Below are 11,958 nucleotides of genomic sequence, written 5' to 3'. Positions count from 1 at the left end.
GGCGAAGCGCGTGGCCTCGACGCTGGTCGGATTCGCCTCCAGCGTGACTTCGACGTCGCCTGCGACGGTCCAGTGCTTGCCGATCGCGTCGAGCACGGCGCCGACGGTTGCAGGCTGCATCAGGGACGGCGTGCCGCCGCCGAGGAAGATCGAGGTGACTTCGCGGCCCGGCGCGCGCTGCGCGGTCGTTTCGATCTCACGTGCGAAGGCGGAGGCGAAGCGCGCCTCGTCGATCGCGGCGTGGCGGACGTGGCTGTTGAAGTCGCAATAGGGACATTTCGACAGGCAGAATGGCCAGTGCACGTAGACGCCGAAGGCTTCCTTAGCGCGGCTCAAGGCAGATCTCCGCCAGTTTCACGAAGGCGCGGGCGCGGTGCGACAGGCCGAGCCCAAGCGGTGGCAGGCCATGCTTCTCGATGCTTTCCATCTCGCCGAAAGTGCGGTTGTGGCCATCGGGCAAGAACATCGGATCGTAGCCGAAGCCGGCATTCCCGCGCGGCGGCCAGACCAGCGTGCCGTCGACGCGCGCCTCGACCTCTTCCAGATGGTCGTCGGGCCAGGCGACGCAGAGTGCGGAGACGAAGTGCGCCTTGCGCTTGTCCGGCGTGGTGGCGCCGCGCTCCTGCAACAGCCGCTCGATCTGCGCCATCGCCGCGTTGAAGTCCTTGCTCGGACCGGCCCAGCGCGCGCTGTAGATGCCGGGCGCGCCGTCCAGCGCGTCGACCACGATGCCGGAATCATCGGCGAAGGAGGGAAGCTTGGTCGCCTTGGCCGCCGAGATCGCCTTGATCGCCGCGTTGCTGCGGAAATCGCTGCCGGTCTCGTCCGGTTCCGCGAGGCCGAGCTCGCCGGCCGACACCGCCGCGATGCCGTACGGCGCAAGCAGCTCCCGCATCTCGGCGAGCTTGCCGGGATTGTGGGTCGCGATAACGAGCTTGTCCGTGATTCGGCGGTGCATGGGCCTATTGACTACGCCACAGCCAGTTTCTGCAAGTCTACCAGACGGGCGACGCCCTTGCGCGCCAGCGCCATCAGCCCCAGGAACTCATCCTGTGTGAACGGCTCGCGTTCCGCCGTGCCCTGCACCTCGATGATGCGGCCATCGCCGGTCATGACGAAATTGGCGTCGGTCTGGGCTTCGGAATCCTCGGCGTAGTCGAGATCGAGCACCGGCGTGCCGTTGTAGATGCCGCAGGAGATCGCGGCGACGTTGTCGCGCATGACGTTGGCCTTGATCATGTTGCGCGCCTTCATCCAGTTGATGCAATCGGCGAGCGCGACCCAGGCACCGGTGATCGAGGCCGTGCGGGTGCCGCCGTCGGCCTGGAGCACGTCGCAATCGACCGTGATCTGGCGCTCACCGAGCGCTTCCAGATCGACGATGGTGCGAAGCGAGCGGCCGATCAGGCGCTGGATCTCGACGGTGCGGCCGCTTTGCTTTCCGGCGGAGGCCTCGCGGCGGGTGCGTTCTGAGGTCGCGCGCGGCAGCATGCCGTATTCGGCGGTGACCCAGCCGCGGCCCTGGCCCTTCAGCCACGGCGGCAGGCGGTCTTCCAGCGTGGCGGTGACCAGCACATGGGTGTCGCCGAATTTCACGAGGCAGGAGCCTTCCGCATATTTGACCACGCCACGCTCCAGCGTCACGGGGCGCAATTCGTCGGGCGCACGGCGGCTTGGCCGCATGGGAAATCCTCCAAAACTCGCAGGTGTAGGGCTGTTGGCGGTGCTTGTAGGGGGGGTGAGGGTGGGCGGCAAGGTTTTTTCACCCCTGATTTCGTGCCCGCAAACACCACGCTTGTCAGAAGCGCCCGGGATGGACAAATTATGAGCATCTGAGAGGAGTTACCGTCGGTGGCCCATCACGATCCGATCCAGCTGATCGCGCCGCGCGCAGGCCTTGCCCAGCTCAACGAGCGTTCCCGCGACATCTTTCGTCAAATTGTCGAAAGCTATCTCGCGACCGGTGAGCCCGTGGGCTCGCGCAATATCTCGCGCCTGATCGCGATGCCGCTGTCGCCGGCCTCGGTCCGCAACGTCATGGCCGATCTGGAACAGCTCGGCCTGATCTACGCGCCCCACACCTCCGCCGGCCGGCTGCCGACGGAACTGGGCTTACGCTTTTTCGTCGATGCCCTGATGCAGGTCGGCGACCTCACTGAGGCTGAGCGGGCGGCGATCCAGAGCCAGCTTGCCACCGTAGGCCAGGCGCAATCGGTCGAGGCGGCGCTGGACCAGGCCTTGACGCGGCTGTCGGGACTGACCCGTGCCGCCGCGGTGGTGCTGACGCCAAAATCCAATGCGCGGCTGAAGCATATCGAATTCGTCCGGCTGGAACCGGAAAAGGCGCTGGTGATCCTGGTTGGCGAGGACGGCCAGGTCGAAAACCGCGTGCTGTCGCTGCCCCCCGGAGTTCCCTCCTCGGCGATCACCGAGGCCGGCAATTTTCTCAATGCGCGGATTCGCGGCCGCACCCTGGCCGAGGCGCGGCTCGAGCTCGAGACTGCGCTCGGGGAAGCCCGCGCCGAGCTCGATCAACTGACGCAGAAGGTGATCTCGGCCGGAATCGCAAGCTGGTCCGGCGGCGAGAACGAGAACCGGCAGCTCATCGTCCGCGGCCACGCCAATCTGCTGGAGGATCTCCACGCGCTGGAGGATTTGGAGCGGGTGCGCCTTTTGTTCGACGATCTCGAAACCAAGCGCGGCGTCATCGACCTCCTAGGCCGGGCCGAGACCGCCGAAGGCGTGCGCATCTTCATCGGCAGCGAGAACAAGCTGTTTTCCCTGTCAGGCTCCTCCACCATCATCTCGCCCTATCGGGATGCCGCCGGCCACATCGTCGGCGTCCTGGGCGTGATCGGCCCGACCCGGCTGAATTATGCCCGCGTGATCCCGACCGTGGACTACGCCGCCCGCATCGTCAGCCGGCTGCTGGGGGGCTGACCGGCGTTTCCGCCGATCACGGGCGCTTGATTTTCATGGCTCCAGGCCCGATATCCGGGCCAACAATCCCTGGAAACGAGTTCGAGATTAGAGCCGATGACCGATCGAGACCGGCAACCCGAAGACACGACCGCGCCGACGCCCGAGCCCGTGGTGTCGAAGCCCTACATCATGCCCGACGATCCCGAGCCCGGCTCGGTCGAAACGTTGCAGAAGGAAGCCACTGAGGCGCGCGACCGCATGCTGCGGACGCTGGCCGAGATGGAGAATCTGCGCAAGCGCACCGCCAAGGAAGTCGCTGACGCCCGCCTCTATGGCATCACCGGCTTTGCCCGCGACGTGCTCGACATCGCCGACAATCTCCAGCGCGCGCTCGATGCCGTTCCGGCCGAAGCCCGTGCCACGGCCGATCCCGGCCTGATCTCGCTGATCGAGGGCGTCGAGCTCACCGAGCGCTCGCTGCTCAACGCGCTGGAAAAGCATGGCGTGAAGAAGCTCGATCCGCAGGGCCAGAAGTTCGACCCGAACTTCCACCAGGCGATGTACGAAGTGCCCGATCCGTCGGTACCCTCGGGCACCGTGGTCCAGATCATGCAGGCGGGCTATACCATCGGCGAGCGCGTGCTGCGTCCGGCTTTGGTCGGCGTCGCCAAGGGCGGTGCAAAGGCCGCTCCGGCGGCGAACAACAACGAGTCCAGCGACGCGCCGAACTGAGTTTGGCGTCATTCCGGGGCGATGCGAAGCATCGGACCCGGAATCTCGAGATTCCGGGTTCGGCTCTTCGAGCCGCCCCGGAATGACAGCTCGGAAATCCTACGCACCCGCCGCGATATCCGCAGACTGAATCCGCTTCACGCCGGCCTTGGCCATATCGGCCCAGGCTTTTGCCAGCGAACCCTGCGTGTCGATGCCGCGGCAGGCGTCTTCCACCACATAGACCTCGAAGCCTGCCTTGCGCGCGTCGAGCGCGGTCCAGGCGACGCAGAAGTCCGTCGCCAGCCCTGCAACGAAGACGCGCTTGATCTTGCGCCCCTTGAGGTATCCGGCAAGTCCCGTCGAGGTCTTGCCGTCGGCCTCTAGAAAGGCCGAATAGCTATCGACGTCCTTGTGAAAGCCCTTGCGGATGATGAGTTCGGCGTGCGGGATCGCAAGGTCCTTCGACAGCGCGGCTCCGTCGGTGCCCTGCACGCAATGGTCCGGCCACAGCACCTGCTTGCCGTAGGGAAGGTCGACGGTCTCGAACGGCTTCTTGCCCGAATGCACTGACGCGAACGAGACGTGGCCCGGCGTGTGCCAGTCCTGCGTCATCACCACATTCGCAAACGCTTTCGAGATCTTGTTGATGACGGGCACCACCTGCTCGCCCTCTTTCACCGCGAGGCTGCCGCCGGGCAGGAAGCAGTTCTGCACGTCGATCACGAGCAGCGCGGAGGTCTCGTCAGGCTTGATAGATGCCGCTGCAAACAGCGCGGTTGGTGCGAGGCTCGCCAGCGCCGTCGTTCCGAGCATTGCCAAGACTTGTCGTCGGTCCAGCATCATTCGCCTCCCTTGGGATGATCCAACGGAAGCGAAGCCTAGTTCCGTTCGTATACGAACAGAAGCCCGAAAATGCAGCCGGCTCTGGCGAGGGGGTGGGCGGTCGACGCGCGAAGCGCGGCGGGTGAGGGCTGCCTCCTCTGTGGGAGCCTTCGTTGTGGAGACACCCTCTCCCCAACCCTCCCCCGCAAGCGGGGGAGGGAGCGCATCTCGCGCGGAGATGCAGCTACCCCTTCGGCTGAATGCCGTCGCGCACGGCGCGGAAGCGGGTGAAGGCGGCGAGCCATTGCTCGCGCGGGGCGCTGGCGATGATGCGCAGCGAGGCGCCGCCGCTCGAGAAGCGGATCCACTGCACCACGGTCACCGGGACCTTGTCCTTGCCGCTGACGCCGTCGATCCGGGTCTCGAAGCCCTGCTGGCCGTTGATGCGGATCGGCTCGGACATGGTGACGCGCGATTCGCGCACGCCGGGGATCTGCAGCGCCGCTTCCTGGGCGAAGCGGGCGCGGTCGTCGGCCTGTTGCGGGGTGGCGCCGATCACGCCGAGGATCATGAACGGCTTCGATTCATAGCCGGTGCTCTCGTCGCCGTCGGCCAGGATGATGCTGGAGCCAGGCGCCAGCGTGCGGATGTCCTTGAAGTCGGCGAGATCGGTCATCTTGAAGGGCATCAGCGCGATCTGCTCCTCGGCCGAGACCTGCTTGCGGGTGGTGACGCTCGCAAACATCTGCCGCACCGCTTCATCCGTGTAGATCTTGGTCGCATTCTCCGGGATCTGCACCGCGACATAACCGGAGAAGCCGGCGCCCGGCACGATCATCGAATAGCGCTTCACCGGGGTCTCGCCGGCCTTGCCGCTTTCGGTGGTGAAATAGGCAAGGCCCGCGGGGGTCTCGACCTTGTCCTGCTTGACGCCATTCGCGCCGGCCGGATTGGAATTGAAGGCGCTCACGACCTCGCCATAGGCCGCCGGCGGCAGCTCGGTGATCAGCACCTTGACGCTGCCATCCTCGCTCTCGAAGCCCGGAAAGGTTTTTGCCGTGTTGAGACCGACCAACGGCACCATGCCGAGGCGCAAGCCGGGCGGAAACACGGCGTCAGCGGCAAGCGCCGGAAACGCGGAGGCAACGAAGAGGGCGAGCGCGGCGAGGGGGCGGATCAGCTTCATGGGCACTCTGATTGGTTCACATTGAGGCCGTTCGATGGTCGGCGACCGGGCCGCTTTGTCGCGCGAAGCAGCCGTAGCGGCGGCACGGCCGGCCGCCTTTTACCGGGTTTGGGCTTGCGGTAACAGGGCGAGGACCGGGTGCGGTAGCGGGGGGCTTGCCGAGGTCTGAACCTGTTAATATTTCCTCACCCGCAAGGCGGTGAAGCCCGGATATGTTCTTCCAAAACCCAATGTTTTCGCGGCAGAAACCTGGCTTCGGTCCTTGCGGCCCCCTCCCCCCCTCCTATATGAGCCTCAATCATCGCAATATCGCGGATGTTTGATCTTAGGGGGTTTCGGTTTGGGTGCCTTCTGGGCCCAGCCAACCTGCCGCAAAAACAAGGATATCAGGACCATGGGAAAGGTCATTGGGATCGACCTCGGCACCACCAATTCGTGCGTCGCCGTGATGGATGGCAAGAACGCCAAAGTCATCGAGAATTCCGAAGGCATGCGCACGACGCCCTCGATCGTCGCCGTCACGGACGACGGTGAGCGCCTCGTCGGCCAGCCGGCCAAGCGCCAGGCCGTTACCAATCCCGAGCGCACCTTCTTCGCGGTGAAGCGCCTCATCGGCCGCCGCTACGACGACCCGATGGTCGAGAAGGACAAGAAGCTCGTCCCCTACAAGATCGTGAAGGCTTCCAACGGCGACGCCTGGGTCGAGGCCGACGGCCAGACCTACTCGCCCTCGCAGGTCTCGGCGTTCATCTTGCAGAAGATGAAGGAGACCGCGGAAGCCCATCTCGGCCAAAAGGTCGACCAGGCCGTCATCACCGTTCCCGCCTACTTCAACGACGCCCAGCGCCAGGCGACCAAGGACGCCGGCAAGATCGCGGGCCTCGAAGTGCTGCGCATCATCAACGAGCCGACCGCGGCCGCGCTTGCTTATGGCCTCGACAAGACCAAGACCGGCACCATTGCGGTGTACGATCTCGGCGGCGGCACGTTCGATATCTCGATCCTCGAGATCGGCGACGGCGTGTTCGAGGTGAAGTCGACCAACGGCGATACCTTCCTCGGCGGCGAAGACTTCGACATGCGCCTGGTCGGCTATCTCGCCGACGAATTCCAGAAGGAGCAGGGCATCAACCTGCGCAACGACAAGCTCGCGTTGCAGCGCCTGAAGGAAGCCGCTGAAAAGGCCAAGATCGAGCTGTCCTCGACGACGCAGACCGAGATCAACCTGCCCTTCATCACGGCGGACCAGACCGGCCCGAAGCATCTGACGATGAAGCTCACCCGCGCCAAGTTCGAGGCGCTGGTCGACGACCTCGTCCAGAAGACCGTCGAGCCCTGCCGCAAGGCTCTGAAGGACGCCGGCGTCACCGCCGGTGAGATCGGCGAAGTGGTTCTGGTCGGCGGCATGTCGCGCATGCCGAAGGTCCAGGAAGTCGTGAAGCAGCTGTTCGGCAAGGAGCCGCACAAGGGCGTCAACCCGGACGAAGTCGTGGCGATCGGCGCCGCGATCCAGGCCGGCGTGCTCCAGGGCGACGTCAAGGACGTGCTGCTGCTCGACGTGACCCCGCTGTCGCTGGGCATCGAGACGCTGGGCGGCGTGTTCACCCGCATCATCGACCGCAACACCACGATCCCGACCAAGAAGAGCCAGGTGTTCTCGACCGCCGAGGACAGCCAGAACGCGGTCACCATCCGCGTCTTCCAGGGCGAGCGTGAAATGGCGGCCGACAACAAGATGCTCGGCCAGTTCGACCTGATGGGCATTCCGCCGGCCCCGCGCGGCATGCCGCAGATCGAGGTGACGTTCGACATCGACGCCAACGGCATCGTCAACGTCTCGGCCAAGGACAAGGCCACCGGCAAGGAGCAGCAGATCCGCATCCAGGCCTCCGGCGGCCTGTCGGAAGCCGACATCGAGAAGATGGTCAAGGACGCCGAGGCCAATGCCGAGGCGGACAAGAAGCGTCGCGAGGCCGTGACCGCCAAGAACGAGGCGGATGGTCTGGTGCATTCGACCGAGAAGGCTTTGGCCGAGCACGGTTCGAAGGTCGGCGAGACCGAGCGCCGCGCCATCGAGGACGCCGTCGGCGACCTCAAGGAAGCGCTGAAGGGCGACGATGCCGAGGCGATCAAGGCCAAGACCCAAACGCTGGCCCAGGCGTCGATGAAGCTCGGCGAGGCCATGTACAAGCAGCAGGCCGAGGCCGACGCCAAGAAGGACGCGGCCAAGGACGACGTCGTCGATGCGGAATTCACCGAGGTCGACGACGACAAGAACAACAAGAAGTCCGCCTGAGCCCCGAGAGGGTGACGATGCGGACGGCTTGGACCCCACACGCGCTACCGGCCTCCTCCCTTACGGGGGAGGCCGTCGTGTTGGGCTCGACGGGACGAGTGCCCGTTACGATCAATCAATTCCCAGCCGTTATGCTGAACGTTGCCATGCAGCCCTCTGCCGCCGGGCGGAAGGCCGCCTATATTGTCGCGTGGCGACGTTGTTTCGCTCCGACTTGAATCGCGATTGGATAGACCGAGTCCGACATGTCCACGTCCACCAAGCGCTGCTACTACGAGACCCTCGAGGTCGAACGCGATGCCGACGAAGGCAAGCTGAAGTCGTCGTTCCGCAAGCTCGCCATGAAATTTCATCCCGACCGCAATCCGGGGGATGAGACCAGCGAGGTCAAATTCAAGGAACTCAACGAAGCCTACGAGGTCCTCAAGGACAAGGACAAGCGCGCCGCCTATGACCGTTACGGTCATGCCGCTTTCGAGCAGGGCGGCAGTGGTGGTGCCGGCTTCGGCGCGGGTTTCGCCTCCTCTTTCTCCGACATTTTCGAAGATCTGTTCGGTATGGCCGGGCAGCGCGGCCGCGGCGGTCGCGAGCGCGGTGCCGACCTGCGCTACAACATGGAAATCACGCTCGAGGAAGCCTTTGGCGGCAAGACCGCGCAGATCGAGATTCCGGTCTCGGTCACCTGCGAGGCCTGCTCGGGCATCGGCGCCAAGGCCGGAACCAAGCCCAAGACCTGTTCGACCTGCGGCGGCGCCGGCCGCGTGCGTCAGTCGCAGGGCTTCTTCACACTCGAGCGGACCTGTCCGGGCTGCCAGGGCCGCGGCCAGATGATCGAGGATGCCTGCCCGTCCTGCTCGGGCCAGGGTCGCGTCACCCGCGAGCGGAATCTTTCGGTCAACATTCCCCCGGGTGTCGAGGACGGCACCAGGATCAGGCTCGCCGGTGAGGGTGAGGCAGGGGTCCGCGGCGGTCCGCCTGGCGACCTCTACATCTTCCTGTCGCTGGCCCAGCACCAGTTCTTCCAGCGCGACGGCGCCGATCTGCATTGCCGTGTGCCGATCTCGATGGTGACGGCCGCCCTCGGCGGCGAATTCGAGGTGCCGACCATCGAGAAGAGCAAGGCCAAGGTGAAGGTGCCGGCCGGGACCCAGTCCAACCGCCGATTCCGCATTGCATCAAAAGGCATGCCGGTGCTGCGCTCGCGCCAGATGGGCGACATGTATGTTCAGGTCGTGGTCGAGACGCCGCAGAACCTCACCAAGAAGCAGCAGGAGCTGCTGGCCGAGTTCGAAAAGCTGTCAAGCGGCAACACCCAGCCGGAATCCGAGGGCTTCTTCGCCAAGGTCAAGGATTTCTTCGGTAATCGGGCGAGTTGACTCGGCTTGACCGTACCGCCTTCGGCCTATACGTCTTTATGACCATTTTCTGACACGCCGCGGTCCCGCGGTCCCGTCCGGTCCTGACATGCCATTGCCATCGTCCGCGCGTGCGTTGAAGAAGCCTCGTCTCGATGACGAGGTGCGCTTCCTCAGATCATGGATCGAAAAGCCCCTGCACATGGGCGCCGTGATGCCGTCGGGCAAGCTTTTGGCCCGGACCATGGCCCATTACGTCGATGTCGATTCGGACGCGCCTGTGGTCGAGCTCGGGCCCGGGACCGGCGCCATCACCTCGGCCCTGGTCGAGCGCGGTGTCGATCAGAAGCGTCTCGTCCTCGTCGAATACAATCCCGGCTTCTGCGCGCTGCTGCGCGACCGCTATCCGCAGGCCAAGGTGGTGCAGGGCGATGCCTATCGCCTCCGTGACACGCTCTGGAACGTGCTGAGCGCGCCGGCCTCCGCGGTCGTCTCGGGCCTGCCGCTCGTGACAAAACCGATGCTGACGCGGCTGCGGCTGATCCGCGACGCCTTCACGGCGCTCGCGCCCGGAGCGCCCTTCGTCCAGTTCACCTATGCGGTGGTGCCGCCGATCCCGAAATCGCTGCCCGGCGTGTCCACAGAGGCTTCGGAACGGATCTGGATGAACCTTCCGCCGGCCCGCGTCTGGGTGTATCGCAAGCACTAATTCCGCCGGCTTGGTTCTTTGCGCGGCGGGTTGGTTTCGCCGAACGCATGGAAGCGGATGTCCGCACCCAAAATCCTGATCATTCCCGGCTCGCTGCGTACTGGTTCGCACAATGCGAAGCTGGCGGCGGTCGCCGCCCATGAATTCGCCCAGGCCGGCGTGGATGTCACCCGTATCTCACTCGCCGATTTCCCGCTGCCGATCTATGACGGCGATCTCCAGGCCAAATCCGGCGTGCCCAAGCACGCGATCAATCTCAAGCGCATGATGGGCGCGCATCATGGTGTCCTGATCGTCTCGCCTGAATACAACGCCTCGGTGCCGCCGCTTCTCAAGAACGCGATCGACTGGGTCAGCCGCGTGCACGAGCTGCACGAGGCGCGCGGCGAGGTCTTCCGCAACCGTGCCTTCGCGCTCGCCGGCGCCTCGCAGAGCCGGTTAGGTGCCGCCCGCGCGCTCCAGGCGTTACGGCTGATCCTGACCTCCTGCCACGCCAATGTGATTGCCAGCCAGCTCACCCTCGCCTTTGCCGACCAGGCCTATGACGATATGGACAGGCTCAAGAACGAGGGTGATATCGCCGCGTTGAAGGAGCTGGTGCGGCAGTTGATCGACATTTCCCAACGCATGATGTGAGGTGACATGACTCCAGCCGAGATCGCCCCCAAGGACCGCCTGATCGTCGCGCTCGATCTGCCCAGCGTCGATGCCGCGGAGGCGACGATCAACCGTCTCGGCGACAGCGTCACCTTCTACAAGATCGGTTACCGGCTTGCTTATGCCGGCGGATTGCCGCTGGTCGGCAAGCTCGCCGACAAGGGCAAGAAGGTCTTTCTCGATCTCAAGCTGCACGACATCGGCAACACCGTGACGCAAGGCGTCGAGAGCATCACCAGGCTTGGCGCCACATTCCTCACCGTGCACGCCTACCCACAGACCATGAAGGGCGCGGTCGAAGGCCGCGGCAATTCGAGCCTGAGGATTCTCGCCGTCACAGTGCTGACCTCCTATAACGAGGACGATCTGCATGCGGCCGGCTATCGGCTCGGCGTATCCGAGCTGGTCGAGGCGCGCGCGCAGCAGGCGCAGGTGCTTGGCATCGACGGACTGGTGTCGTCGCCGGAGGAAGTTGGAGCCTTGCGTAAAATCGTCGGCCACCAGATGCATCTCGTCACACCGGGCATCCGGCCGGTCGGTTCGGCGACCGGCGACCAGAAGCGCATCATGACGCCGGGCCGCGCCATCGCCGCCGGCGCCGATTATCTCGTCGTCGGACGGCCGATCGTCGAAGCCGCCGACCCGAAGGCGATTGCGGAAGCCATCCAGGCCGAGATCGCGCAAGCGCTCGGTTGAGCAACAACAGGGAGAAGAACAATGGCAAAGGGCTACTGGATCGGGCGCGTCGATGTGAGCAGTGACGAAGGCTACAAGCCCTATGCCGTCGCCAACGGTCCGATCTTCAGGAAATGGGGCGGCCGCTTCGTCGTCCGCGCCGGCAAGTTCACCACCGTCGAAGGCGCCAGCCGCACCCGCAACGTCGTGATCGAATTCCCGGACTACGAGACCGCGATCGCCTGTTACAATTCGCCCGAATACCAGGCCAACATCAAGGTGCGTCAGCCGCACTCGGTCGCCGACCTCATCATCATCGAGGGCTATGACGGCCCGCAGCCGTCGGACAACTGACGGACACCGTCATTCCGGGGCGGCTCGCAGAGCCGAACCCGGAATCTCGAGATTCCGGGTCTGGTCCTTCGGACCATCCCGGAATGACGGTGAATGTCGCCGCCTGATCCCCCTCGGTTGCCGGAACTGCCTCCCCCCGCTACAACGGCTCCGAAGAGGATCACACCATGTCCGACATGCGCTTGATTGTTGCTGGAGCCGGCGGCCGGATGGGCCGCGCGCTGGTGCGGGCGATTGCCGAGAGCAAAGGTGCGGTGCTGGCCGGCGC

At 64.9% G+C, this 11,958-nt stretch carries 13 protein-coding genes and 1 pseudogene; 9 read left to right on the top strand and 5 right to left on the bottom strand.

Translation table 11 applies throughout. The features are described from left to right. The 3 genes from MOV75_RS12060 to rph all read right to left on the bottom strand — a co-directional run. A partial coding sequence (locus MOV75_RS12060; protein WP_369010453.1) for a radical SAM protein occupies positions 1-336 on the bottom strand: 336 nt, incomplete at its 3' end. Further along, positions 323-958, bottom strand: a complete 636-nt coding sequence (gene rdgB, locus MOV75_RS12055) for an RdgB/HAM1 family non-canonical purine NTP pyrophosphatase (RefSeq protein WP_246921456.1) — start codon at positions 956-958, stop codon at positions 323-325. The genes MOV75_RS12060 and rdgB, both read right to left, overlap by 14 nt. A gap of 11 nt (positions 959-969) precedes the next feature. Continuing rightward, positions 970-1,683, bottom strand: a complete 714-nt coding sequence (gene rph / locus MOV75_RS12050; RefSeq protein WP_246921459.1) for a ribonuclease PH — start codon at positions 1,681-1,683, stop codon at positions 970-972. A gap of 168 nt (positions 1,684-1,851) precedes the next feature. Between rph and hrcA the strand changes: the two genes are divergently transcribed. Together hrcA and grpE are read left to right on the top strand one after the other, a co-directional pair. Next, positions 1,852-2,940: a heat-inducible transcriptional repressor HrcA gene (hrcA, locus tag MOV75_RS12045; protein WP_246921461.1), complete on the top strand. Its 1,089-nt coding sequence runs from the start codon at positions 1,852-1,854 to the stop codon at positions 2,938-2,940. A 96-nt stretch (positions 2,941-3,036) separates the two neighbouring features. Next, positions 3,037-3,654 (top strand): nucleotide exchange factor GrpE, encoded by a 618-nt coding sequence (grpE, locus tag MOV75_RS12040; protein ID WP_246921464.1) that lies wholly within the window; start codon positions 3,037-3,039, stop codon positions 3,652-3,654. A 99-nt stretch (positions 3,655-3,753) separates the two neighbouring features. Here grpE and pncA read toward each other — a convergent pair whose 3' ends face one another. Both pncA and MOV75_RS12030 read right to left on the bottom strand, forming a co-directional pair. Beyond that, positions 3,754-4,476 carry a bifunctional nicotinamidase/pyrazinamidase gene (gene pncA, locus MOV75_RS12035; RefSeq protein ID WP_246921467.1) on the bottom strand — a complete coding sequence of 241 codons (723 nt, stop codon included), beginning with the start codon at positions 4,474-4,476 and terminating at the stop codon, positions 3,754-3,756. Positions 4,477-4,702: 226 nt separating this feature from the next. Beyond that, the gene (locus MOV75_RS12030; protein ID WP_246921469.1) at positions 4,703-5,644 is read right to left on the bottom strand and encodes a hypothetical protein; all 942 of its coding nucleotides are present in this window, start codon (positions 5,642-5,644) and stop codon (positions 4,703-4,705) included. A 394-nt stretch (positions 5,645-6,038) separates the two neighbouring features. On the opposite strand from MOV75_RS12030, the gene dnaK reads away from it, so the two are divergent. From dnaK to MOV75_RS11995, 7 genes and pseudogenes are all read left to right on the top strand, one after another. Beyond that, a complete protein-coding gene (dnaK, locus tag MOV75_RS12025; protein WP_028139411.1) occupies positions 6,039-7,940 on the top strand; it encodes a molecular chaperone DnaK in 1,902 nt (633 codons plus the stop codon). Positions 7,941-8,185: 245 nt separating this feature from the next. Further along, entirely contained in the window at positions 8,186-9,316 is a 1,131-nt protein-coding gene (gene dnaJ, locus MOV75_RS12020; RefSeq protein WP_246921472.1) for a molecular chaperone DnaJ, read from the top strand. A gap of 88 nt (positions 9,317-9,404) precedes the next feature. Beyond that, the gene (locus MOV75_RS12015) at positions 9,405-10,004 is read left to right on the top strand and encodes a class I SAM-dependent methyltransferase (protein WP_246921476.1); all 600 of its coding nucleotides are present in this window, start codon (positions 9,405-9,407) and stop codon (positions 10,002-10,004) included. A 57-nt stretch (positions 10,005-10,061) separates the two neighbouring features. Further along, positions 10,062-10,640 carry an NADPH-dependent FMN reductase gene (locus MOV75_RS12010; RefSeq protein WP_246921478.1) on the top strand — a complete coding sequence of 193 codons (579 nt, stop codon included), beginning with the start codon at positions 10,062-10,064 and terminating at the stop codon, positions 10,638-10,640. Positions 10,641-10,646: 6 nt separating this feature from the next. Further along, positions 10,647-11,357, top strand: coding sequence for an orotidine-5'-phosphate decarboxylase (pyrF, locus tag MOV75_RS12005; RefSeq protein WP_246921480.1), 711 nt, complete (start codon positions 10,647-10,649; stop codon positions 11,355-11,357). A 21-nt stretch (positions 11,358-11,378) separates the two neighbouring features. Then, positions 11,379-11,690 (top strand): DUF1330 domain-containing protein, encoded by a 312-nt coding sequence (locus tag MOV75_RS12000; RefSeq protein ID WP_246921482.1) that lies wholly within the window; start codon positions 11,379-11,381, stop codon positions 11,688-11,690. Between the two features lie 167 nt (positions 11,691-11,857). Continuing rightward, positions 11,858-11,958, top strand: a pseudogene (locus MOV75_RS11995) (4-hydroxy-tetrahydrodipicolinate reductase); the annotation flags it as partial.

Source organism: Bradyrhizobium sp. PRIMUS42 (assembly GCF_023006515.1).
In the GTDB taxonomy this organism is placed as follows: Bacteria; Pseudomonadota; Alphaproteobacteria; order Rhizobiales; family Xanthobacteraceae; genus Bradyrhizobium.
This window is presented reverse-complemented; position numbering and strand designations above follow the sequence as displayed.